17 protein-coding genes are annotated in these 24191 nt (G+C 70.5%); 10 read left to right on the forward strand and 7 right to left on the reverse strand.

What is annotated here, in order from left to right:
• Window positions 1-7: 7 nt before the first annotated feature.
• From G9H71_RS06550 to G9H71_RS06585, 8 genes are all read left to right on the forward strand, one after another.
• Window positions 8-1522 carry a lipopolysaccharide biosynthesis protein gene (locus G9H71_RS06550; RefSeq protein WP_166279846.1) on the forward strand — a complete coding sequence of 505 codons (1515 nt, stop codon included), beginning with the start codon at window positions 8-10 and terminating at the stop codon, window positions 1520-1522.
• Between the two features lie 26 nt (window positions 1523-1548).
• Window positions 1549-2196: an acyltransferase gene (locus G9H71_RS06555; RefSeq protein WP_166279849.1), complete on the forward strand. Its 648-nt coding sequence runs from the start codon at window positions 1549-1551 to the stop codon at window positions 2194-2196.
• Window positions 2193-3107, forward strand: a complete 915-nt coding sequence (locus G9H71_RS06560) for a hypothetical protein (protein ID WP_166279852.1) — start codon at window positions 2193-2195, stop codon at window positions 3105-3107. Before G9H71_RS06555 ends, G9H71_RS06560 begins: the two co-directional genes overlap by 4 nt.
• Complete coding sequence (locus G9H71_RS06565; protein ID WP_166279855.1) at window positions 3085-4482, forward strand: O-antigen ligase family protein; 1398 nt, start codon at window positions 3085-3087, stop codon at window positions 4480-4482. Before G9H71_RS06560 ends, G9H71_RS06565 begins: the two co-directional genes overlap by 23 nt.
• Window positions 4483-4578: 96 nt before the next feature.
• Window positions 4579-5535, forward strand: coding sequence for a glycosyltransferase family 2 protein (locus tag G9H71_RS06570; protein ID WP_166279858.1), 957 nt, complete (start codon window positions 4579-4581; stop codon window positions 5533-5535).
• A gap of 1 nt (window position 5536) precedes the next feature.
• Window positions 5537-6862: a glycosyltransferase family 4 protein gene (locus G9H71_RS06575; RefSeq protein WP_166279860.1), complete on the forward strand. Its 1326-nt coding sequence runs from the start codon at window positions 5537-5539 to the stop codon at window positions 6860-6862.
• Window positions 6863-7398: 536 nt separating this feature from the next.
• Entirely contained in the window at window positions 7399-8088 is a 690-nt protein-coding gene (locus G9H71_RS24415; protein ID WP_166279863.1) for a heparin lyase I family protein, read from the forward strand.
• A 755-nt stretch (window positions 8089-8843) separates the two neighbouring features.
• Window positions 8844-10010: a heparin lyase I family protein gene (locus G9H71_RS06585; protein ID WP_166279866.1), complete on the forward strand. Its 1167-nt coding sequence runs from the start codon at window positions 8844-8846 to the stop codon at window positions 10008-10010.
• A gap of 13 nt (window positions 10011-10023) precedes the next feature.
• On the opposite strand, the gene G9H71_RS06590 is transcribed toward G9H71_RS06585, so the two are convergent.
• The 5 genes from G9H71_RS06590 to G9H71_RS06605 are packed head-to-tail and all read right to left on the reverse strand — an operon-like array spanning window position 10024 to window position 17928.
• Window positions 10024-10665, reverse strand: a complete 642-nt coding sequence (locus tag G9H71_RS06590) for an NYN domain-containing protein (protein ID WP_166279869.1) — start codon at window positions 10663-10665, stop codon at window positions 10024-10026.
• Entirely contained in the window at window positions 10662-12851 is a 2190-nt protein-coding gene (glgB, locus tag G9H71_RS06595) for a 1,4-alpha-glucan branching protein GlgB (protein ID WP_331272796.1), read from the reverse strand. Before glgB ends, G9H71_RS06590 begins: the two co-directional genes overlap by 4 nt.
• Entirely contained in the window at window positions 12848-14254 is a 1407-nt protein-coding gene (locus tag G9H71_RS23500; protein ID WP_231134279.1) for a maltokinase N-terminal cap-like domain-containing protein, read from the reverse strand. Before G9H71_RS23500 ends, glgB begins: the two co-directional genes overlap by 4 nt.
• Window positions 14251-15939 carry a maltose alpha-D-glucosyltransferase gene (gene treS / locus G9H71_RS06600; protein ID WP_166279872.1) on the reverse strand — a complete coding sequence of 563 codons (1689 nt, stop codon included), beginning with the start codon at window positions 15937-15939 and terminating at the stop codon, window positions 14251-14253. Before treS ends, G9H71_RS23500 begins: the two co-directional genes overlap by 4 nt.
• A gap of 6 nt (window positions 15940-15945) precedes the next feature.
• Window positions 15946-17928, reverse strand: coding sequence for an alpha-1,4-glucan--maltose-1-phosphate maltosyltransferase (locus tag G9H71_RS06605; protein ID WP_166279875.1), 1983 nt, complete (start codon window positions 17926-17928; stop codon window positions 15946-15948).
• A 277-nt stretch (window positions 17929-18205) separates the two neighbouring features.
• Between G9H71_RS06605 and G9H71_RS24420 the strand changes: the two genes are divergently transcribed.
• Together G9H71_RS24420 and glgP are read left to right on the forward strand one after the other, a co-directional pair.
• Entirely contained in the window at window positions 18206-18340 is a 135-nt protein-coding gene (locus G9H71_RS24420; RefSeq protein ID WP_269204522.1) for a hypothetical protein, read from the forward strand.
• Between the two features lie 283 nt (window positions 18341-18623).
• Window positions 18624-21221, forward strand: a complete 2598-nt coding sequence (gene glgP / locus G9H71_RS06610) for an alpha-glucan family phosphorylase (protein ID WP_166279880.1) — start codon at window positions 18624-18626, stop codon at window positions 21219-21221.
• A gap of 119 nt (window positions 21222-21340) precedes the next feature.
• Here glgP and glgX read toward each other — a convergent pair whose 3' ends face one another.
• Window positions 21341-23449 (reverse strand): glycogen debranching protein GlgX, encoded by a 2109-nt coding sequence (glgX, locus tag G9H71_RS06615; protein WP_166279886.1) that lies wholly within the window; start codon window positions 23447-23449, stop codon window positions 21341-21343.
• A gap of 61 nt (window positions 23450-23510) precedes the next feature.
• A complete protein-coding gene (locus tag G9H71_RS06620) occupies window positions 23511-24176 on the reverse strand; it encodes a class F sortase (RefSeq protein ID WP_331272797.1) in 666 nt (221 codons plus the stop codon).
• Between the last annotated feature and the right edge of the window lie 15 nt (window positions 24177-24191).

Here is a 24191-nt window from a genome sequence, read left to right on the forward strand (position 1 = left end):
CCGCGAGATGCCGGGCGTCTCGGCCGCAGCTGTCGCCGTGGACAATGCGGGAGCCGACCCGGGCTCGCTGTCGGACAAGGTCGGACGTGGAATCGCCTGGAGCGGGACGGGCACGCTCCTTGTCCGGCTGCTGCGCTTCGCGCTCTTCATCGTCCTCGCGCGGCTGATCGCGCCGGAGCACTTCGGCGTCGTGGCTTTGGCGACCGTGTTCATCGCGCTGCTGTCGGTCGTCGCGACCTCCGGCCTCGGGCCGTCGATCATCCAGCGTGCTCAGCTGGAGAGGTCGTACCTCGACAGCGCCTTCGGCTTCACCGTCGCGCTCGGCGCCCTGATGTGCCTCGCGATGCTCGCGGCCGCGCCCCTCCTGGGACGGGCCTTTGGCGAGCCTGAGCTGACCCCGGTCCTGCGTGTTCTGTCTCTGAGCTTCCTGCTGACCGGGCTGGCAAGTGTTCCGCAGGCTCTCATGGTCCGCGCCCTCGCGATGAAGGCGTTGATGGTGCGATCGGTCGTCGCCGCACTGATCAGCTCGGTGGTCGCCCTCGTGCTCGCTCTGCTCGGCGCCGGCGTGTGGGCCCTCGTCGTCCAGACGCTGCTCGAGGCGCTGGTCAGCTGCGTGGGGGTCTGGCTACAGGCGGGGTATCGGCCCGGGCTCTCGTTCTCGGTTGGTGCGTTGCGAGACCTGCTTTCCTGGGGCTACAAGACCTCGGGCATGGACCTGTTGAACGCTCTGACGCAACGCCTCGACGATCTGCTGATCGGAGCGGTGCTCGGCACTGAGGCGCTGGGCATCTACAGCGTCGCGTACCGATTGCTCACCCAGATCAACGAGGCAGTGTCGGGCACCTCTCGCAACGTCGCCTTCTCCGCCTTCTCCCGCATGCAGAACGAGCCAGGACGGCTGGCCGCCGCTCTCGTGCGGGTCCTTCGGATGATGTACGTCGTCCTCCTCCCGGTCTACGTGTTCCTCGCCGTGCTTGCCGGGCCAGTCGTCGTGCTGCTTTTCGGCGCCGAGTGGTCCGCTGCCGCGGACGTCCTGCCGCTACTGTGCGCTCTCGGAGCCCTGCTGCCCTGCATCGACATGGGCAACGCGGTGCTGCAGGCCAACGGTCGCCCAGGACGCGCCCTTCAACTGACGCTCCTGCGGGCGGCGGTGGCAGGAGCTGGGTTCGCCGTCACCGTGCAGTTCGGGCTGGTCGCAGTCGCAGCGAGTGCTGCGGGCGCCGCGCTCCTGCTCGTGGTCCCGACCCTTCGAGCGGTCGGCTCCCTTCTGCCGTTCCACTTACGGGACTTCGTCACGGTGCTCGTCCGTCCGGTGGTGTGCGTGGCTGTCGCGGGCGGACTCCTGGTGCTGGTCGAGGCATCTGTCGGCACGGCGGCTCTGATCGTCGCATCGGCAGTCCCCGCTGGCCTGCTCTACCTGACGACCGTCGTTGCCGCAGACCGCGCGACACGCACCGAGCTGTCGGCCGTGCTCCGGCGGGTCGCGCCATCGCGCGTACATCGACTGGTGAGTGCCACGTGAAAGAGCTTCAGAGACAGGGAGAGCAAATGCGCCGCCGGATCATGGCCATTGCCGTGCGCGGACGGCAGTTGCTGACGCACTGGTCCGTGCTGCGGCTTCGCATAACGACGCGTGCGCGCGGATGCAAGCTGCACGTCAATGTGCACCCTACTGCCGTCATCGGAACCGGCGTGCACCTGTTCGCGCGAGGCCCGAAGGCCGTGACCCTCTTGGTCGGCGCCGGGTCCGTGCTCGAGAGCGGTGTGATCGTGCGGCTCATCGATGGAGCCAGCATCCGGCTGGGAGACGACGTGACCGTGCGGCGCGGGAGCGTGCTCAATGTCGCGGGTGAGCTCGAGCTGGAGGGACGGAACCTCATTTCCTGGCACTCGGTGGTGCATTGCGCCGAGCGCGTCGTCTTCGCGGAGATGGCCGGCACGGGGGAGGGTGTCTCCGTGGTCGACTCCGACCACTATCGCGAGGGCCCGGACGACCACTGGTACCACCGGGCCCGTACCGCACCGGTGAGCATCGGCAGGAACTCGTGGCTTGCGGCGAAATCTACCGTGACACGAGGCGTACGGATAGGAGCGAACGTAACGGTGGCCGCGCACAGCGTCGTACGTGAAGACGTCCCTGACAGCGCGGTCGTCGCGGGAGTGCCGGCCCGGATTGTGGGGAGGGCGACCGCATGACCGCCGGCTTCAGGCACGACGAGCTGCGGTCCCTGACCGACCACCACGTACCGGTGAGTCAGGCCACTCCCTCCGGAGCCATGACAGACACCCTGCTGCCAGCCCCCGCATCTCCTCGACGGTCGACCCGCACCTCTGCAGCGCTGCTGTTGGCGTGTCTGCTTGCCGGGCTGACCGCTGGAGTTGGTGCGGCGATGACGAGGCCCGTCTCCTACACCGCAGAGGCCAGGCTCGTCGTCGGGGACCAGTCCCTGTCCGCGCAGGCCGTGCCGGGCTACGCCAATGCGATCGAGCTGCTCGCCGCATCGTACGCTCGGCTTGTAGGCGGGGACGCAGTGCAGCGATCGGTGCGGGAGGCGGTGCCCGGTGCCGCGGTGACCGGGTCGCCAGTCCCGGGTGCTCCCGTCATCCGCATCGAGGCCGTGGCCGACAACCAGGGCGACGCGGTCCGGGCCGCCGACGACGCCGTGACGGCCCTGCGCGGGGCTGTGGCCGATCCTGAGCAGAGAAGCGGGCAACTCGACGCGCTCGCCAAGACGTACGAGACCGCCAAGGCGGAGGAAGCGGAGGCCGCCGAACGCGTTCGCCGGCTTCGAGAGGCTTCCGCTGCGGACGACGGTGAGGTGGCCGCCGGGGACCGAGCAGCGCGGGAGCAGGAGTTGGCGGTGGCGGTTCGCGCCCGGGAGATCGCCCAGCTGCGTGTCGCTGCCCTGGCCTCGGCGTACGGCGAGCAGGTCCAGCGCGATGCGACCAACGTGGTTCAGACCGAGACTCTTCTATCCGGGCACGTGGTGGGGAACGACCGCCGAGCTACGGTGCAGCTGGGCGGCTTTGTCGGGTTGTGCGCTGGTGGTGCCCTCGCGTTCGCGCTGTGGCGTCGGCCGCTCGGTGCTGCTCGGCACGGTCGCTAGACAGATGCTGCAAGCTCCCGCCGCCGCGCGTCCGGCCCACACGGTGCTGAACGAGCAGATTCGGCGTCGGTTCGATTCGGCCGATGCCGTCTTCCTCCTGATCGTGCTCGCGCTCTTTGGCATGTGCCTGGGGGGCAACGCCTCCAAGCTCGGGTTGCCGATCTCGCCCGACCGAGTGTTCCTCGCGCTGGCAATCGGGGTGGCGGCGTCCGACCGAACACTGCGGAGCAGCCTCGCGTCGGCCCTGCAGCGCTGGCATGTCGTGTTCCTGGTGCCGATCGCGATCGCTATCGGGTCGGCACTGCACGTCGGGACACTCACCACCACGGCCGGCCTGTTTGCCATCCTGGACTCGCTCGGCGTCGTGCCTTTCCTGCTGTTCATCTTCGTACCCGTGCTGGTGGACTCGCCGGCCAGGCTCCGGGTGCTCCTCACGGCGCTCATAGGCATGGGCGCTTATCTCGGCGCGACGGCCTTCTTCGAGGTCCTCGGCCCGCACAGCTTCGTGTGGCCGGGCTACATCGTCGATCCGGGCGCGGGAATTCTCTTCGGCCGCGCTCGGGGTCCCTTCCTGCAGCCCGCCGCCAACGGCATGGTGATGCTGACGAGCGCGGTCGCGTGCGTCATCGCGCTGCGCACCTGGCGACGCCGGGCGGTCAAGGTCGGGGCTGTGCTGTCATTGGTTCTCTGTCTGGTTGGTGCTGCCCTGACGCTCACCCGGTCGGTGTGGATCGCCGAGACACTCACCGTCTTCGTCCTCGCGCTGACCAGTGGCGCTGCCCGGAAGCTGGTGCTTCCAGGCATTGCAGCCCTGGCGCTGGGCGTCTTCGCCCTCGTCACGCTGGTGCCCCCCGTGCAGACCGCCGTGGACTCGCGGCTCTCGGACACACGCTCGGGCTATGACCGTCTGATCGCGAACGACGCCGCAATGAGAGTGCTGGAGCAGAATCCGCTCACCGGGGTCGGCTGGCAGCGGTTCAGCCAGGTCGAAGGCGACTGGGTGCGCCAGGACCCCGACTACTCCATCACCAACGTCGGAATCTCCGTCCACAACGTCCTGCTCGGATATGCGGCCGAGATCGGACTACCTGGCGCGGCGAGCTGGCTAGTGTGCTTCGTGGCTGCGACCGCCATCGCCGTCCGTGCTCGACCCGGTTCCGCGGTCTCGAAGGCGTGGCAGCACGGGCTTTTCGCCGTGGTGATCGGTTGGGTGGTGGTCGCGATGCTCGCGCCCGTCAACTATTCGCTCCCGAACGCGCTCCTGTGGTTGTGGCTGGGCCTCGTTCCGCACCTTTGCCACGCTGGGTCGGGGCCGGCCGGCAGAGGACGGTCGGAGTCGCGCCCGTCCGGGCCCTTGCCGGTCTCGACGCGTTGAGTCTTCGCGTCTCCGCCGAGGAGTACCTCGGATGCCGCAACCAGACGTCCAGCCGGCCCCCGTCAAGTCGACTTCGATAAGCACAAGGAGGACGTCGTGGCTTCTGGCCGGCGTTACTGCCTGATCAGCCCCTGTCGTGATGAGGCCCAGCTGCTGATGCGGACCGCCGAGTCGGTGCTCGGACAGTCCGAGCTGCCGGCTCGCTGGGTCATCGTCGACGACGGCTCCCAGGACGAGACGCCTCAACTGCTCTCGGCGCTGGCTGCTGAGCGGCCGTTCATCGAGATCGTGACACGACAGGACCGTGGCGAGCGCAAGCTCGGGTCAGGCGTCGTGCACGCCTTCAACGCCGGCCTGGAGACCGTGAGCCTCGATGACTACGACTACGTGTGCAAGCTCGACCTCGACCTCGTCCTGCCCGCGGACTACTTCGCCACGATGATGGACCTCTGTGAGGAGGATCCGCGGCTGGCGTCTGTGAGCGGCAAGCCGTACTACCACGGGGCCGAAGGCCAGCGCGTCTGGGAACCGTGCGGCGACGAGAACTGTGTCGGGATGGCGAAGTTCTACCGCGTGCTTGCGTTCCAGCAGGTCGGTGGCTTTGTGCCGGAGCTCATGTGGGACGGCATCGACTGCCACACCTCGCGCATGCTGGGGTGGCGCTCCCGGGCGGTCGGGACCGAGGCTGTCGCGTTCGAGCACCTGCGGGCCATGGGGTCCAGCGACCGCAGCATCCTCAGAGGACGTCGCCGACACGGTAGGGGTCAGTGGTTCATGGGCTCATCGCTGCCGTACGTGTTGGCCAGCGCGGTCCTGCGGCTGCGCGTCCAGCCCTACGTCTCGGGGTCGCTGCACATGATGGCGGGCTATGCAGCGGCGGCCGCGTCGCGCATGCCTCGCCACGACGACGTGCAGTTCCGTCGGCAGGTACGCCGCTTCCAGCGGGAGTCCCTGCTCCTGGGCAAGGGCCGCGCCATCGCGCGGTGGGAGAGCAGGACTGCGGAGGAATGGCGGCGGAGGAACCCGTCCGAGGCGGCCGGGATGGGTTCCTGAGATGAGGTCCGAGCCGTTCGCCGAGACCGAGGCGCCCGCTTTTCGCGTGGGGTACCTCGTCTCGCAGTACCCGGCCCTGTCTCACGCGTTCATCGAGCGTGAGATCCGCTCCCTGCGCGCGCTGGGCACGGCCGTCGAGACGTTCAGCGTCCGGCCGGCCCTAGAGCACCAGCTGCTCACCGCGACAGACCGTGAGGAGGCGGCCCGCACGACCGTGCTGCTCCGGGTCCCGCGCCTGGCTCGTGGAGCCCTTTCCGTCCTGGCGCGGAGCCCGCGGGCCGCGGCCGTCGGGCTCATCGCTGCCCTGCGGCTTCCGGGAGGTACCTCGCCGCGGGCCCTCCTGCTGCGAGTCGCGTACTTCGCCGAGGCGTGTGCTCTTCTGGGTGAGCTGCAGTCCAGGTCGATCACCCACGTGCACGTGCACTTCGCCAACAACGCCGCGTCGGTGGCTCACCTCGCGGTGCGCATGGGCAACTGCGCAGGAGGGCTCTACTCGTGGAGTCTCACCATCCACCGCCCCGAGGCGCACGGGCTGGGGCTGGAGGACGACGAGGCACGGACCGCTGCCGCTCTTCTCCGACGCCAGCTCACGAACGTCAGCCGCGTGGTGTGTATCAGCGAGGGCTGTCGGGATCAGGTGGTCGCGGGGGTGGGGCCGGACATCGCCGGGCGGGCGAGCGTTGTCCACATGGGCATCGACACGGGTGCCTACACTCCTGCCCAGAGCTGCCCTGAGTCCGGCACTGACGGCACGACGCGCGTGCTCTTCGTCGGCAGGCTCGTGCCGGCCAAGGCGCCGCACGACCTGTTGACCGCCTTCGCAGCGGCCCGCGACAGGCTGCCGATGCGTCTCGTCCTCGTCGGGGAGGGGCAGCTGCTGGAGTCCCTGCAGCGGCAGGCCGAGCAGCTGGGCCTTGCCGACGCGGTGCAGTTCGCCGGGCCGGTCGGGCAAGACGAGCTTCCCGGTCACTACCGTCGGGCGGACGTATTCTGCCTGCCCAGCTACACCGAGGGCGTGCCCGTAGTCCTCATGGAGGCCATGGCGAGCGGCGTGCCGGTGCTGACGACGACGGCCGGAGCCATCACCGAGCTCGTGAGGGCCGAGCACAACGGCTTGGTCGTCGAGCCCGGCGACGTCGACGGGATCGCCAACGGCCTGCGTCGCCTCGCGTTGGACCGGGAGCTGAGGGATCGCCTCGGGCAGGCCGGGCGCGCCACGGTCGTCGCCGAGTTCGAGTCCCGGGTGGTCGCGAGCCAGCTGTCCGAGGTGTTCGCCGCTGCAGTCGTGCCGCAGGCCAAGGCGCAGGCAGGCCGAGCGAGGCGGTGACCCTCCGCCCGGCCGGACCTGAGGGTTCGTCAGGTAGCGCGTCCGCCATTCATCGGGAGGGGCACGCGTTCGAGCGTCGCCCGCACGGGGGCCAATCACGCCTGCTCCGCGCCGCGAGCGCTCCTGGGGCGAGGAGGAAGCTGGAGCCGGATCTCGTTACCGGGCCTGCCTCCGGCGGAACACATACGGGTGAGGCGATCACCCGTTCGGCTTCTTTCGGGGCATCCGAACCACGTCGAAGTCCAACTCAGCAAGATCCGCTGCGTTGGACGACATGGTTCTCGGGAGTGAGAGTGCGTCTTCTTCGGCCGAAGTCTCTCGTCGGGGTCGGCGCTGCCGCGCTCTTCGCGGTGACCTCAGCTCAAGCCACCGGCGGCCCCGTCGCCCCCCCGCCTGAGCCCTGCGCCGCGACTAAATCGGCGCTCTTCACGGCGGATTACGACCGCGTACGATCGACGACGGACGGCATCTGGGCCGCGGAGCAGGAGCCGAGCCGAGGCGCCGCAGGGCCGGTCCAGTCCGATCGGATCACCGTCGTGTCCGGCTGCGACGTCCCGGGAGCCGGCGCGTACAAGCCCAGCGGGAGCGCGCTCCGGGTCGAGCTGCGGCCGTTCGAGAGCGCTCCCGGCAAGGTCGACGGTGACGTCACGAACACCGGTGGGCACATCGCCAATCGGTCCGAAGTGTTCGGGCGCGTTCCCACCGGTTCGCTGGGTGGCACGCCGGCGTCCGAATGGCCCGACCCGGTGGGCGCTGAGCGCTGGTACGCCTTCAACCTCTTCGTGCCGAGCGACTTCCAGACCGCGACCGACACCACCTGGCTCACGCTGATGCAGTGGAAGGGGCTCTACGGCGGCTCTCCGCCGGTGGCCCTGGAGGTCAAGCGTGGGAATCTACGGCTGGGCGGCGCCAGGACCAATCAGGGGCTCGTCCCGAACGACGGCAACCTCGGCCCGCTGGCCAAGGGAACCTGGACGCGCCTGGTGGTGGGTATGCGGCTGTCGTCCGACGCCAAGCGCGGCTGGGTCCAGGTCTATCGCGACGGTAAGCAGGCCCTTCCCCGGGTGGCGCTCGCCACCATGGACAACTACAAGGGCGTCGGCGACGGGGCGGTCGACCCCATCTACGTCAAACAGGGCATCTACCGCGATTTGAAGTGGAACACAACGCACGTCCTGTACTTCGGCCCGCTCGCCGTCGGCCAACGGTACGAGGACGTGGCGTAGCAACTGCTCGGCGATCACGAGCCCGGACACGACTTCTGGTCGAGGTGGCGCACGGCTGCCATAAGGGCTGTGAGGTAGTCGGCGTGCAGTCGGCCCGGGTCCTCGTCTACGAGCGCCGGAACACCGGCCGGTGGCACCGTAGCCGTCAGCAGCAGGCCGCTGATCACGTGGTGCATCGTCCCGTTTGGTGTGCTGGCAGGGGAACGACGGGCGTCAGTGGTGCCGGCGCCGCTTCGTCGGCGACTCCGGTAGGACCTCGACGTCGCCAGCGCCCGGCAATCACTGCCCACGTCGGCGCCTGTGCGGGCCGTGTCGGTCTGGCGTGCTGCTGGAACGAGTGAAGACACGAGGAGAACCTGCACCGGCCGCCGGGAATGTCTGCTGGTGCGGCGTTGCTCCGGTTACATCCCCCTGATGGATCTGCCGCGTTCTTGGCTCGGTGCGAGCTCGACAGCGCCATGATCGGCACCTAGTCAGCACGGGGGCCTCATCCAGAAACTCAGCCGCACCTTCTAGTGCCGCGAGCCGGCCGGAAAGTAGGTTCTGTGGTTCCCTTCCCGGAGAGCAACGAGACCCACACCGACGGCGACGGCTCGCGCCTCGCTGGTGGTCTGCATCTCGGAGCCAAACGGGCTGTGGCTCTCACTGGCGGCCTGGCGACGCTCATGCTGGTCGCGTCAGCGGGAACCGGAGTACGGGCGGCAGCGTGTACGCCGACCCTGAGCTCCACGGCAGTGGTCACTGGGGGGACGTGGGTGGCCGAGCAGGAGCCACGACTCGGGCTGACCGGCCCGTTGCAAACAGATCGCGTTCGTCTGGTCGGCAGCTGCGCGGTGCCCGGCAGCGGCACGTACAAGCCGACCGGGCCTGTCATGAGGGTGGAGCTTCGACCGTACGAATCAACGGCCGGGCGGCAAGACGGCGACGTCACCGACACAGGCGGGTACCTGGCGAACAGGGCGGAGGTCTACGGCCGCACGCCGCTGACGCCGATGAGTACGACCCCCGCTGAGCAGTGGCCCGATCCCGTAGGGGCCGAGCGCTGGTACACCTTCAGCCTCTACGTGCCGGCGGACTTCCAGGCGGCTACGGACGCCACGTGGCTGACTCTGACGCAGTGGAAGGGGTTCCGCGGCAGTTCCCCGCCGCTGGCTTTGGAGATCAAGCGCAACAACCTTCGGCTGGGAGGTGCGCGCACCAACAGCCTCAAGATCCCCAACGACGGCAACTTGGGCGCCATCGCGCGCGGTTCCTGGACCGAGTTGACCGTTGGAATGAGGCTGTCGACGGACCCCATGGTGGGCTGGGTCGAGGTACGCCGTGACGGAAAGCCAGCCCTTGCCCGTACCAACGTGGCGACCATGGACACGTACACCGCCGCCGACGGCAGCGTTCGACCGGATCCGCTGTACCTGAAGCAGGGGATCTACCGCGCTAACACCTGGCCGGTCACGCACGTTCTGTACTTCGGTCCGGTTGTCGTGGCCGATCGCGCCCCGGCCACCACCCCGTCGAGTACGCCGACACCCCCCAGCGGCACCGGCGCGACTCCGACGCCGGTGACCCCGACGCCGAGTCCTCTGCCGACGAGCCCCATCACAACCCCAACGGCCACATGGCAATCAGTCAACGGGGCGTCGCGCTCCGCCCTGCTGGCAGCCGGAGGCAGTGTTGGTTTCAGTCTGTTCGGTAGAGATGGGCTGCCGAGCAACGGCGTTCGCAGCGTAAGGATCGAGGTCACGACAAGTGGCATGGGGGGTCCCGTGGCCGTGCAGGTCAAGGGTTCCGAATCCGCCCAGCCCTTGTCGGCCGGCACGCAGGTTCTCGAGGTGCCCGTGGCGGTCGACGGGACCGTGACTTTGTCCAATCTGCTGCCCACGGTGGCTCTCGTGTCGGTGCGCACTGTCGCGTACGCCCGCTGAGCAACGACCGCGCCTACAGGTCCCGCAAGCTCCCCGTCGGCGCCAGCCACGCCCCCTGTGGCGGCAGCGCGTCCAGGCGCGTGCGCGGCAGCGGCACCGTGAAGACCCCGGGCACGTCCTCGAGGTCCACGAACTGCAGCAGGTCCGACTCCTGCGCGTAGCCGGCGATCTCGGCGAACGACAGCACGACGACCTCGACGCCGTCGCGCGCGAGGTCCTCGAGCGGCTCACGGAAGTTGCGGCCGTCGCCGGAGGCAACGACGAGCCGGGTGAGCCGGCGCTCGTTCGCCCGCAGCGCGATGTGGTCGAGCATCGACTCGTCGACGTCGTCGGACGGCGCGAGCTTGGGCCGGGCGAAGACCGCGAAGCCGAAGGCCCGCAGGGTCTCCACCCACCCCCGCATGTTCACCGCGTTCTGCGGCGGCACGTTGGCGAAGACTGTCGCCTCGACGTCGCGGTCCTCAGCGGCGCGGACGAGCCAGCGCCCGACCGCGTCGAAGCGGGGGCGCGACTCGGGCCCTGGCCGGGTCCCGGTGACCTGGGCCAGGGTCATGTCGATGTTCGGCGCGTCCCACACGAGCAGGTCGAGCGGGAGGCGGCTGCTCGAGCCGACCGCCCGCCCGTTGCTCGTGTCGGACGCGTCTGCAGGGCTCATGGGAGCCGCAACCATACCGTCCCGAGCGGCGGCACCCGCAGCTGCGCGGACGCGGGCAGCCCGTGCCACGGCTCCTCGACCGCCTCGACGGCCCCGGCGTTCCCGACCCCACTACCCGCGTAGACGTCGGCGTCGGTGTTGAGGACCTCTTCCCACCGCCCAGCCTGCGGCAGCCCGATGCGGAAGAACTCGTGCGGCACGGGGGAGAAGTTGCACACGACCGCGACCGGCCGCCCCTGCGAGTCGTAGCGCAGGAACGAGAACGTGTTGCCTGCGGCGTCGTTGGCGTCGATCCAGCGGAAGCCCTTGGGGTCGTTGTCCAGCTCGTGCAGCGCCGGCGTCTCCTGGTAGACGCGGTTGAGGTCGCGTACCAGCTTCTGGACGCCCTGGTGGTCGGGGTTGTCCGTCAGCCACCAGTCGAGGCTGCGCGCCTCGGACCATTCGGACTCCTGCGCGAACTCCTGGCCCATGAAGAGCAGCTGCTTGCCCGGGTGAGCCCACATGAAGGCGAGGTAGGCCCGGACGTTCGCCAGCTGCTGCCACCGGTCACCCGGCATCTTGCGCAGTAGGGAGCCCTTGCCGTAGACGACCTCGTCGTGGCTGATGGGCAGCACGAAGGACTCGGAGTAGGCGTACACCATCGAGAACGTCATCTCGTTGTGGTGGTACTGCCGGTAGATCGGCTCCTGGTGCATGTACGACAGCGAGTCGTGCATCCAGCCCATGTTCCACTTAAAGCCGAAGCCGAGGCCGCCCGCGTAGGTCGGCTGCGTGACGCCCGGCCACGCCGTCGACTCCTCGGCGATGACGACGGTGCCCGGGTTCCTCCGGTACGCCGTGGCGGTGGTCTCCTGCAGGAACGCCACCGCTTCGAGGTTCTCGCGGCCGCCGTACTGGTTCGGCAGCCACTCGCCCTCCTTGCGCGAGTAGTCCAGGTAGAGCATCGAAGCGACGGCGTCGACCCGCAGGCCGTCGATGTGCATCTCCTCGAGCCAGTAGAGCGCATTGGCGACGAGGAAGTTGCGAACCTCACTTCGCCCGAAGTTGAAGATGTAGGTGCCCCAGTCCATCTGCTCGCCGCGGCGCGGGTCCGGGTGCTCGTAGAGCGGGGTGCCGTCGAACCGGCCCAGCGCCCAGTCGTCCTTGGGGAAGTGCCCGGGCACCCAGTCGACGATGACGCCGATGCCGGCCTGGTGCAGCTTGTCGACGAGGTAGCGGAAGTCGTCGGGGTTGCCGAAGCGCGACGTGGGGGCGAAGTAGGAGGAGACCTGGTAGCCCCACGACCCGCCGAAGGGGTGCTCGGCGACCGGCATGAACTCCACGTGGGTGAAGCCCATGTCCTTGACGTAGCCGACGAGCTCCTCGGCCAGCTCGCGGTAGGACAGCCCCTGCCGCCACGAGCCCAGGTGAACCTCGTAGGTGCTCATCGGAGCCGTGTGCACGGACGTCTGGGCACGCTTGGCGAGCCAGTCGGCGTCCTGCCACTCGTAGTCGCCGGTCCAGACGACCGACGCGGTCGCCGGCGGCACCTCGGTGTGGAACGCCATCGGGTCGGCCTTCTGCCGCCACACGCCGTCCCGGCCGAGGATCTCATACTTGTAGCGGGCGCCGTTCCAGATGCCGGGGAGGAAGACCTCCCACACGCCGGACGAGCCGAGCGAGCGCATGGGGGAGGCCGTGCCGTCCCAGCCGTTGAAGTCGCCCACGACCCGCACGCCCTGCGCGTTCGGCGCCCACACCGCGAACGACACGCCCTGCGTCTGGCCCATGGGGGAGTCGTAGGTGCGGCAGTGCGAGCCCAGGACGGTCCAGAGCTGCTCGTGCCGGCCCTCGCCGACCAGGTGCAGGTCGACCTGGCCGAGCGTCGGCCAGAAGCGGTAGCCGTCGTCGACGCGCTGCGGCCCGCCCTCGTCGTACGTCACGTCGAGCCGGTAGTCCGGCACGTCGCTCCCGGGCAGGACGACGGTCCAGACCCCACGGTGCTCGTGCTGCATCTCGTGCGAGCCGTCCGCCGTCACCACGGCGATGCTGCGCGCCCAGGGCCGCAGCACCCGGACGGTGACGCCGCCCTTGCCGGGGTGCGCGCCGAGGATGCTGTGCGGGTCGTGGTGGGCGCCTCCGACGAGCCGGTCCAGCTCCTCGCGGCTCACCGGGGTGGGGGTCGGGGTCGCGCTCACGTCGGTCACGGTGCTCCTCCAGCGTCCGCGGCAGCGGCCGCGGACAGACGCTCGATTGCAGACAACGGGATCCGTACCCACGACGGGCGGTTCCGCGCCTCGTAGAGCAGTTCGTAGACGGCCTTGTCGGTCTCGTACGCCAGCAGCAGCCCGGCGTCCGCGCGCGGGTCCGCGCCGGCGACGGAGGCGTACCCGTCGCAGAACGCCGAGCGGTTGCGCTGCGCCCACTCCTCGGCGCGGTACTCCAGCTGCGGGTCCCGGGGGCGGTCGATCAGCTGGTGCCGTGCGGCGTAGTCGAACGAGCGCAGCATCCCGGCCACGTCACGGACGGGGGAGTCCGTCGCGCGCCGCTCGGCCAGGCTCTTGGCCGGCTCGCCCTCGAAGTCGAGCAGCCGCCAGCTCGTGGGCGTCCGCATGACCTGGCCGAGGTGGTAGTCGCCGTGGATCCGCTGCACCGGCACCGGCTCCGTCCGCGCCGCCAGCGCCTCGTACGCGGCGGTCAGCGCCGGCGCGTACTGCGCGGCCTCCGGCACCTCGCGCACGGCGAGCTCGAGACGCGCGTTCATCGCCGACGCGAGCGGTCCCAGCCGGTCCGGCCCGAACGTGCCGGTCGGCAGCGCCCGGGCCAGGTCCGCGTGCACCTGCGCGGTCGCGGCGCCGAGCCGGAACGACTCGCCGGCGAAGTCGCCGCCGACCTCGTCCGCGTGCAGGTCCCCCTCGGCGAACAGGTCGCGCACGCTGGCCTGGGCCAGGCCCCAGCCGTCGTTCGCGTTGGCCAGGAACGCCTGCAGCATCGCCAGGCTGCCGTCGACGACCTCGCCCGGGATGTGCTCCCAGCGCCCGGAGATGTGCCCGAGCGGCGGAGCGATGTATTCGCAGCCGACCGAGAGCAGCGCTTCGTGGATCTCGATGTCGGGGTTCAGCCCGGGCGCGAGCTTGCGGAAGACCTTCAGGATCGCCGAGTCGTCGTAGACCAGCGAGGTGTTCGACTGCTCCCCGGTCAGCACCCGCGAGCTGACGTCGGCCGGGATGTCCTCAACGCCCTTGAGCGGGGTGAAGGAGACGTCGCCGACCGTGGCCCCGTCACGCAGGCTCTGCAGCAGGAGCGCCGTGGCCGTGCGGTCGTGCAGCGCGTCGTAGGCATACCAGGTCGTGCCGTCCTCCACGACCTCGCCGACGAACGCGCGGTCGAGGTTGTCCACGCGGTGCTCGTGCAGCGCCAGCGGCACCTGGTACGACTCCACCTCGCCCCCGGCGTACTCGACGCGGGCGACGAGCAGGCGGATCGGCCCACTGCGGGCGGGAAGCTCGCCGAGCGAGCTGACCGCGGTGACGCGCCAGTCGCGGCCCTTGCCGCCGAACCAGCGGGCTGCCCCCATCCATTCCTGCAGCAGCTCCGGAGTCACGCTCATACGTTCTCCTCGGGCTTGGCCAACCGGAACCAGAAGAAGCCGTGTCCGGGCATCGTCAGGAAGTACGGCAGGTCGCCGATCGGCGGGAAGGCGACGCCGCCGAGCAGCTCGATCGGCCGCCACCCGTCCCACTTGCGCAGGTCGAGCTCGACCGGCTGCGGGAAGCGCGAGAGGTTGTTGACGCAGAGGACCACGTCGTCGCCGAACTCGCGCATGAACGAGAGCACCGAGCCGTTCGTGCCGCCCAGGTCGGTGAACGTCCCCAGGCCGAACGCGGGGTTCTGCTTGCGCACGGCGATCATCCGCCGCGTCCAGTGCAGCAGCGAGGTCGAGGCGCTCATCTGCGCCTCGACGTTGGTCACCTGGTAGCCGTAGACCGGGTCCATGATGATCGGCAGGTAGAGCTGGCCCGGGTTGGCCTTGGAGAAGCCGGCGTTCCGGTCCGGCGTCCACTGCATCGGCGTGCGGACCCCGTCGCGGTCACCGAGCCAGATGTTGTCGCCCATGCCGATCTCGTCCCCGTAGTAGAGGACGGGGGAGCCCGGCAGGGCCAGCAGCAGCGCCGTGAACAGCTCGAGCTGGTTGCGGTCGTTGTCGAGCAGTGGCGCGAGCCGGCGCCGGATGCCGATGTTGGCCTTCATACGGGGGTCCTTGGCGTACTCGCCCCACATGTAGTCGCGCTCTTCGTCGGTCACCATCTCGAGGGTCAGCTCGTCGTGGTTGCGCAGGAAGATGCCCCACTGGCAGTGCTCGGGGATCGACGGCGTCTGGGCCATGATCTCGGAGATGGGGTAGCGCGACTCCCGGCGCACGCCCATGAACAGGCGCGGCATGACCGGGAAGTGGAACGCCATGTGGCACTCGTCGTCGTCGCCGAAGTACTCGACGACGTCCGCCGGCCATTGGTTCGCCTCGCACAGCAGCACGCGGTCCGGGTAGAGCCGGTCGACCTCGGCCCGCACCTGCTTGAGGAACTCGTGCGTCTCGGGGAGGTTCTCGCCGTTGGTGCCCTCGCGCTCGTAGAGGTAGGGCACCGCGTCGAGGCGGAAGCCGTCGACTCCGAGGTCGAGCCAGAAGCGCAGCGCCTCGATGACGGCTTCCTTGACCCGCGGGTTGTCGAAGTTGAGGTCCGGCTGGTGGGAGAAGAACCGGTGCCAGAAGTACTGCTTGCGCACCGGGTCGAACGTCCAGTTCGACGTCTCGGTGTCGACGAAGATGATGCGGGCGTCCTGGTAGAGCTGGTCGGTGTCCGACCACACGTAGAAGTCGCCGTACGGCCCGTCGGGGTCGGTGCGGGAGGCCTGGAACCAGGGGTGCTGGTCCGACGTGTGGTTCATGACGAAGTCGATGATCACCCGCATGCCGCGGGCGTGCGCCGCGTCGACGAAGCCCACGAAGTCGCCGATGGTGCCGAAGTCGGGGTGGACGTCGGTGTAGTCGGAGACGTCGTACCCGCCGTCGCGCAACGGCGACTGGAAGAACGGCGGCAGCCAGAGGCAGTCGACGCCGAGCCACTGCAGGTAGTCCAGCTTCTCCGTAAGCCCGGCGAGGTCCCCACTGCCGTCGCCGTTGCCGTCGTTGAACGCGCGGACCAGGACCTCGTAGAAGACGGCGCGCTTGTACCAGTAGGGGTCGCGCTGGCTCTCGGGCTTGTCGCTGTATTGCTCGATGGCGATGTCGGTCACCCGGGGTCAGACCTTCCGCACGGTCAGGATGTGGGCCGGCTCGGTGTAGGGGTCGAGCCGGACGTAGTTGTGCTGGCCCCACCAGAACGTCTCGCCCGTGATCTCGTCACGCACGGCGAAGTGGTCGTCCCAGCCGAAGCCGAGTTCGGGCATGTTCAGGTGGACGGTGTCCTCCCGGACCGAATGCGGGTCGAGGTTGACCACCACGAGGACCGTGTCGTCCGAGCCGTCGGCGCGCACCACCCGCTTGCTGTAGGCGAGGATGTGCTCGGAGTCGGTCTCGTGGAAACGCAGGCCGCGCAGGCGTTGCAGGGCCAGGTGATCGCGGCGCAGCCGGTTGAGCAGCGTGAGGTACGGCGAGAGGGTGCGCCCCTCCCGCTCGGCCGCCTCCCAGTCGCGCGGGCGGTACTGGTACTTCTCCGAGTCGAGGTACTCCTCGCTGCCCGGCCGCACCGCGACGTGCTCGTAGAGCTCGTAGCCGGAGTAGATCCCGTACGACGGCGTGAGCGTCGCCGCGAGGGTCGCGCGGATCTTGAACGCCGCCGGCCCGCCGTACTGCAGGTAGGCGTGCAGGATGTCCGGCGTGTTCGGCCAGAAGTTCGGCCGGTAGAAGTGCGCCGTCTCCGTCGACAGCTCGGTGAGGTAGTCGACGAGCTCCTGCTTCGAGGTGCGCCAGGTGAAGTAGGTGTAGCTCTGGTGGTAGCCGACCTTGGCCAGCTCGTGCATCATCGCCGGCCGGGTGAAAGCCTCGGCGAGGAAGAGCACGTCGGGGTCGGTCTTGCGGACCTCTCCCAGCAGCCATTCCCAGAAGTTGACCGGCTTGGTGTGCGGGTTGTCGACGCGGAAGATCCGCACGCCGTGGCTGATCCAGTGCCGGACGATCCGCAGGACCTCGTTGTAGATCCCCTGCGGGTCGTTGTCGAAGTTGATCGGGTAGATGTCCTGGTACTTCTTCGGCGGGTTCTCGGCGTACGCGATCGTGCCGTCCGCGCGCGTCGTGAACCACTCCGGGTGCTCCTTGACCCACGGGTGGTCCGGCGAGGCCTGCAGCGCGAGGTCGAGCGCGACCTCCATGCCGAGCTCGCGCGTCCGGGCGACGAAGGAGTCGAAGTCCTCGATCGTGCCGAGGTCGGGGTGGACGGCGTCGTGCCCGCCCGCGGGGCTGCCGATCGCCCACGGCACGCCGGGGTCGTCCGGCGCGGGGTCGAGGGTGTTGTTGCGCCCCTTGCGCGCGGTGAAGCCGATGGGGTGGATGGGCGGAAGGTAGACGACGTCGAAGCCCATCGCCGCGATCGCGGGGAGGCGCTCGGCCGCCTGCCGGAAGGTGCCCGAGCGCGCCGGCTCGCCGTCGCCGCCCAGGCTCGAGCCCTCCGAGCGCGGGAACAGCTCGTACCAGCTGCTGAAGAGCGCCCGCTCCCGGTCGACCTGCAGCGGGAACCGCTCGGTCGAGGTGACGAGGTCGCGCAGCGGCAGCTCGGCCAGCGTCGCCGTCACCTCCGGCGCGGTGGCCGCGGCGTAGCGCGCCTCAACGGGCCGGTCGGCGTCGCGCAGCGCCGCGACCGCGTCGGTCAGCGCGCGCTTGCCCGTGGCCGAGCGCCCAGCGACCTTCGCGGCCCGCTCCAGCAGGCGCGCGCCCTCCTCGAGCATCAGCTCCACGTCGAGGCCCGCGGGGACCTTGATCCCCGCGTCGTGGTGCCACGTCTCGTAGGGATCGCTCCACGCCTCTATGGCGAAGCTCCAGCGCCCTTCGCTGGTCGGCTCTACCTCGGCCTCCCAGACGTCGATGCCCGGGCCGAGCTTGCGCATCGGTGTCCATGGGCCCTTCCGACCATCGGGGTCCCGCAGGACCACGTTGGCTGCTACGGCGTCGTGCCCCTCGCGAAACACCGTCGCCGACACGGTGAAACGCTCGCCCACTACCGCCTTGGCCGGGTATCTGCCACATGCCACGACGGGCTGGACGTTGCTGATGGGGATGCGTCCGGTCATCGAGGGCGAACCTACCCAGGTGCAGCCGGAGATCACCTATCCGGTGCCCCCTCCGCGTCCCGGCGTCGCTGCCCTCTCGCTGACGCTCCGCGTGGTGACCCGTGCCGCGCGTGGTCGGGCGGATCAACTCGCGTCATCGCTCCGACACGTGGGCGACGGCGTCGTTAAGACGCCGTGAGCAGTTGTCGAACGCGGTTTGCCGTCGTGGCGGGGGCGGAAGCGGGCGCGTACGGCGTTGGCCGCCGCCACCGCCGCCACCCGCAGTGGAGGGAGAGCAATGAACGACTACACCCCGCCGCAGATCACGGTCATGGGGACGCTCGAGCAGCTGACCGCGGCGTCCGTGTCCGGCAGCCGAACCGACGTGCCGCTGGGCACCCCGATCGGCCCGTCGCCGATCATCTTCTCCTAGCCGCCGGACCCGTCCCGCCGCCTCGGCACGTCGCCGGACGGCGGGGCGGGCCGGGGCGGGCGCAGCGGCACACTCGCCTGCGGGACCATGTCTGTGATCAGCATTGAACTGTCCGTGATCGTCGAACGACGCCTCCTCCGCGTGCGGCTGGCAGCCGGACGGATGCGGAGCGGGTTTGCTCGGCGACCGAGAGGTGGGAAGGATGAGCGGACGGGTCGTCCGATGCAGTGCAGACGCAGAGATGCTGAACAGGCCAGTAGCCGCTGACGAGTGAGGGATCAACGTGAGAGCCATCCGCCGCTTCACCGTGCGCACCGTTCTTCCGGAGGCGCTGGCGCCTCTCGGTGAGCTGTCGATGAACCTGCGCTGGTCCTGGCACCCCGAGACGCAGGACCTCTTCCGCGACGCAGACCCGGCGACCTGGGAGGCCGTCGGCCACGACCCGGTCGCGCTGCTCGGCGCGCTCGCGCCGGAGCGGCTCGCCGAGCTGGCGGGCGATGAGGGCTTCGTCCGTCGCGTGCACGAGGCCGCTGCGGACCTGCGCGAGTACCTCACCGGCTCGCGGTGGTACCAGTCGCTCGGCGGCGACGGCCAGGGCTCGGTCCCCGCGGCGATCGCCTACTTCTCCCCGGAGTACGGCATCACGAGCGTGCTCCCGCAGTACTCCGGCGGCCTCGGCATCCTCGCCGGCGACCACCTCAAGTCCGCCTCCGACCTCGGCGTGCCGATCGTCGGCGTGGGCCTGCTCTACCGGTCCGGCTACTTCCGCCAGTCGCTCTCCGGCGACGGCTGGCAGCAGGAGCACTACCCCGTGCTCGACCCCGACGGCATGCCGATCTCGGTGCTGCGCGAGCCTGACGGCTCGCCGCTCGTCGTCACTCTTGACCTGCCGGGCGGACGCGCGCTGCACGCCCGCGTCTGGGTGGCCCAGGTCGGCCGCGTCCCGCTGCTGCTGCTCGACTCCGACATCGAGACCAACGAGCCCGCCGAGCGCCAGGTCACCGAGCGCCTCTACGGCGGCGGCAACGAGACCCGCCTGCTGCAGGAGCTGCTGCTCGGCATGGGCGGGGTGCGCGCGCTCCGGGCGTACAGCCGCATCACCGGCGCCCCGGCTCCCGACGTCTTCCACACCAACGAGGGGCACGCCGGCTTCCTCGGCATCGAGCGCATCCGCGAGCTCGTCGCCGACGCAGGGCTCAGCTTCGACGAGGCGCTCGAGGCGGTCCGCGCCGGGACGGTCTTCACGACGCACACCCCGGTGCCGGCCGGCATCGACCGCTTCCCGCGCGACCTCGTCGCCCAGCACTTCTCCGGGCCGCTCGCCCCGCCCGAGGCGCTGGACCGGATCCTCGCGCTCGGCGCCGAGACCTACGAGGGCGGCGACCCCGGCGTGTTCAACATGGCCGTCATGGGCCTGCGCCTCGGCCAGCGGGCCAACGGCGTGAGCCTGCTGCACGGCGAGGTCAGCCGCGGGATGTTCTCGGGGCTCTGGCCGGGCTTCGACCCCTCCGAGGTGCCGATCACCTCGGTCACGAACGGCGTGCACGCGCCGACGTGGGTCGCCCGCGAGGCGCTCGACGCGGCCGAGCAGGCCGGCGGCGCCCGCGACTGGGAGGGGCTGTCCCGCCTCTCGGACTCGGACCTGTGGGGCGTCCGCCGGACCCTGCGCGAGAAGCTCGTCACCGACGCCCGTCGCCGGCTGCGCGCCTCGTGGCTGGAGCGCGGCGCGAGCGAGCCCGAGCTCGGCTGGATCGACTCCGCGCTGGACCCCGACGTGCTGACGATCGGCTTCGCGCGGCGCGTGCCGTCGTACAAGCGCCTGACGCTCATGCTGCGCGACCCCGCGCGCCTGAAGTCGCTGCTGCTGCACCCCGAGCGGCCGATCCAGATCATCGTCGCGGGCAAGGCGCACCCGGCCGACGAGGGCGGCAAGCGGCTCATCCAGGAGCTCGTCCGGTTCACCGACGACCCCGAGGTGCGCCACCGCATCGTCTTCCTGCCGAACTACGACATCGCCATGGCGCAGACGCTGCTCCCCGGCACCGACGTGTGGCTCAACAACCCGCTCCGCCCGCTCGAGGCGTCCGGCACGTCGGGCATGAAGGCCGCCCTCAACGGCGGGCTCAACCTCTCGATCCTCGACGGCTGGTGGGACGAGTGGTTCGACGGCGAGAACGGCTGGGCGATCCCGACGGCCGACGGCGTCAACGACCCGAACCGCCGTGACGACCTCGAGGCCGCTGGCCTCTACGACCTCATCGAGACCCAGGTCGCGTCGCGGTTCTACGACCGCGGCCACGACGGCGTCCCGCAGCGCTGGATCCAGATGGTGCGCCACACCCTGCAGTCGCTCGGCCCGAAGGTGCTCGCCAGCCGACAGGTCCAGGACTACGTCAACCAGCTCTACCTGCCCGCCGCCACCTCCGTCCACGGCCTCGGCGAGGACCTCAAGGGCGCGAAGGTGCTGGCCGAGTGGAAGCGCAGCGTGCGCGGCTCGTGGGACGGCGTGCGCGTCGACCACGTCGAGTCCGAGGGCGTCGGCGACGCGCCGGAGGTCGGGGCCGTGCTGCACATCCGCGCGTTCGTCTCCATCGGCGCGCTGCAGCCCGGCGACGTGGAGGTGCAGCTCGTGCACGGCCGCGTCGACGAGGGCGACGAGCTGACCGACACCGCCACGCTGACCCTGGACCACGCCGAGGCGTACGAAGGCGGGCGCCACCGCTACGACGGCGAGCTGACGCTGGAGCGGACCGGCGCGTTCGGCTACACCGTGCGGGTGCTGCCGTCGACGAAGCTGGCCGCCGCTCCGGCCGAGCTCGGCCTCGTCGCCAACGCGGTCGTCTCCGAGGGCCTGGCGAAGGGCGCTCCGCCGCTGCGCTGACCCCGCCCTCGCCGATCGTGCACACGTGGCGAGTTGTCCCGGGCCGCGGCCTGTGGACAACTCGCCACATGTGCTTGATCAGCGGGAGGGCTGGGGGGTGGTGGGGGTGGGGCGGGGGATCAGGAGGCGGACGGCGGCGGGTCGGCGCAGAGCACGACGACGCTGTGGCCCTGCAGGACGAGCGACGTCCCGACCTCGTGCTCGTCGCCGTGCGCGGCGTCGTCGGCCGTGTCGAGCACCAGCGTCCACGTCGTCGACGCGCTGCCGGTCTGCGGCAGCTGCACGCGGCGCGGCTCGTCGCCGGCGTGCAGCAGCAGGAGGTACGTCGCGTCCTGCAGCCGCTCGCCGCGCGGCCCGCGCCGGCGTACGGTGCGGCCCGACAGCCGCATGCCGAGCGTGCGCGCGTGCGGGTCGAACCACTCGGCCTCGTGCATCTCGCTGCCGCCGGGTGCGAACCACGCGACGTCCTTCGGCCCGCCGGGCTCGGCCGGGCGCCCCTCGAAGAAGTGCTCCTGGCGCAATGCCACGTGGTCGCGCCGCAGCTTCAGCAGGCGCTTTGTGAAGCCCAGCAGCGCGGCCTGGTCGTCGTCGAGCGCCCAGTCCACCCAGGACACCGGGTTGTCCTGGCAGTAGGCGTTGTTGTTGCCGCCCTGCGTGCGGCCCATCTCGTCGCCGGCGGTCATCATCGGCACGCCGGCCGAGAGCAGCAGCGTCGCGAGCAGGTTGCGCTGCTGGCGCCCGCGCAGCGCGCGCACCTGCGGGTCGTCGGTCTCGCCCTCGACGCCGCAGTTCCAGGAGCGGTTGTCGTCGGTCCCGTCGCGGCCGTTCTCGCCGTTGGCGTCGTTGTGCTTGCCGTTGTAGGAGACCAGGTCCCGCAGGGTGAAGCCGTCGTGCGCCGTCACGAAGTTGATCGACGCCAGCGGTCGGCGGGTGCCGTAGACGTCACTGGAACCAGAAAGCCTGTATGCGAGTTCGCGTACGCCCCAGGACCGCTGCGTCCAGAAGTCGCGGACGCCATTGCGGAAGCGGTCGTTCCACTCCGCCCACGGCGGGGGGTACTCACCGACGCGGTAGCCGCCCCAGCCGACGTCCCACGGCTCGGCGACGAGCTTCACGTCGCGCAGCACCGGGTCCTGGCGCACCGCGGTGAGGAACGCGCCCTCCAGGTCGACGTCCCCGCCGCGCCGCCGGCTGAGCGTCGGGGCGAGGTCGAAGCGGAACCCGTCGACGTGCATCTCCTCGACCCAGTAGCGCAGCGAGTCCAGGATCAGCTGCAGCACCTGCGGGTGGGAGGCGTCGACGGAGTTGCCGCAGCCGGTGTAGTCGGCGTAGGCCGCGCCGTGCCGGTGGTAGTAGGCGGCGTTGTCCAGGCCGCGGAACGACAGCGTCGGCCCGTCGCCACCGGCCTCGGCGGTGTGGTTGTAGACGACGTCCAGCACGACCTCGAGCCCGGCGGCGTGCAGCGCCCGCACCATGTCCTTGAACTCGCGGACCTGCTGCCCCTGGGTGCCGGAGCTCGAGTAGGCGCCGTGCGGGGCGAAGAAGCCGATCGAGTTGTAGCCCCAGTAGTTCACGAGGCCGCGCTCGCGCAGGAAGGGCTCGCTGACGAAGTGGTGCACCGGCAGCAGCTCGACCGTGGTGACGCCGAGTCCGACGAGGTGCTCGACGACCGCGGGGTGGGCCAGCCCGGCGTACGTCCCGCGCAGCTCGGCGGGCACGTCCGGGTGCAGCCGGGTGAAGCCGCGGGTGTGCAGCTCGTAGACGACGGTGTCCGACCACGGCACCCGCGGCGAGGTGTCGCCCTGCCAGTCGTACGCCGTGTCGGCCACCACGGACACGGGGGCGTCGGGGGGGCCGTCGAGCGCCCGGGCGTACGGGTCCAGCAGCAGCGTGCCCCGGTCGAACCGGTGCCCGGCCTCGGGCGCGTGCGGCCCCGAGGCCCGGAAGCCGTAGCGGGTGCCGGGGGAGAGGGCCAGGACGTCCTTCGGCAGGTAGCCGTGCCACACGCCGTAGACCTGCTCCCGAAGCCGGAAGGCGCGCTCGATCCCGTCCTCCGCGAGCACGCACAGCTCGAGCGTGTCGGCGTGCTCGGACCAGACGGCGACGTTCGCGCCCTCGCCGTCCCACGTGACGCCGAGCGGCGACGGGGAGCCCGGCCACAGTGCCGGCTCGTCCCGGCTCCGCCCGGGGGCGGTCGGACGGGGGCCGGAGCGGGCGGAGGCGGTCACCGCCCGATCATGCCCGAGCGCGCTGCGGTGCAGTCGCAGCGGTGCCACGTGGCGGACGCGGTCACGCCCCACCGAAGGCGCTGGCGTCGGCGGAGGCGAACACGACCCGGTTGTCGCGATAGCGGCCGGCGGCGTGGTCGTACGTGCCTGCGCAGGTGATCAACCGCAGCTCGTGGCCGGGCGTGGGCCCGTAGACCGCGGCCGTCGGGAACCGGTCCTGCGGGTACTGCGTCGTCTTCGTCACCCGGAAGGTGACCGTCGAACGGTCCGACCGCGTCACGGTCACCCGGTCACCGGCACGCAGATCCGCGAGCCGCCAGAAGACCGCCGGGCCGGAGGGCGAGTCGACGTGCCCGGCGATGACCGCGGGGCCCTGCTCACCGGGGACCGCGCCGTCCGCGTACCAGCCGGGGCGCTGCCAGTGCGGCGGTCTGGCGAGCTCGCCCCGCTCGTCGACGCCCAACCGGTCGAGCGCGACGTCGATGCCGAGCCGGGGCACGCGCAGCCGCGTGGGCCGCAGCGTCGGCGTCGGCAGCGCCGCCGGGCCCGTCGGATCGAGCGCCGGGCCGCTGCCGAGCCCCGGGCCGCTGTCGGGCGCCGGCGTGGGGGCGGCGGTCGGGGCGGTCATCGTCGGGCTCGACGCCGCCCCGCCCGCGGACGGCTGCGCCGCGCCGCCGTCCGTGCCGCAGCCGGCCGCGACCAGGGCGAGCCCGACGACCGTGGACACCCCGGCCGCGCCGCA

The sequence above is a fragment of the Motilibacter deserti genome (genome assembly GCF_011250635.1).
GTDB classification, from domain to species: Bacteria; Actinomycetota; Actinomycetes; order Motilibacterales; family Motilibacteraceae; genus Motilibacter_A; species Motilibacter_A deserti.

Coding starts and splice junctions, on each gene's coding strand:
- G9H71_RS06550 (WP_166279846.1), top strand. CDS start 8: ATGCCGGGCGTCTCGGCCGCAGCTGTCGCCGTGGACAATGCGGGAGCC.
- G9H71_RS24420 (WP_269204522.1), top strand. CDS start 18,206: ATGAACGACTACACCCCGCCGCAGATCACGGTCATGGGGACGCTCGAG.
- G9H71_RS06590 (WP_166279869.1), bottom strand. CDS start 10,665: ATGAGCCCTGCAGACGCGTCCGACACGAGCAACGGGCGGGCGGTCGGC.
- G9H71_RS06555 (WP_166279849.1), top strand. CDS start 1,549: ATGCGCCGCCGGATCATGGCCATTGCCGTGCGCGGACGGCAGTTGCTG.
- G9H71_RS23500 (WP_231134279.1), bottom strand. CDS start 14,254: ATGAGCGTGACTCCGGAGCTGCTGCAGGAATGGATGGGGGCAGCCCGC.
- G9H71_RS06575 (WP_166279860.1), top strand. CDS start 5,537: ATGAGGTCCGAGCCGTTCGCCGAGACCGAGGCGCCCGCTTTTCGCGTG.
- G9H71_RS06560 (WP_166279852.1), top strand. CDS start 2,193: ATGACCGCCGGCTTCAGGCACGACGAGCTGCGGTCCCTGACCGACCAC.
- G9H71_RS06605 (WP_166279875.1), bottom strand. CDS start 17,928: ATGACCGGACGCATCCCCATCAGCAACGTCCAGCCCGTCGTGGCATGT.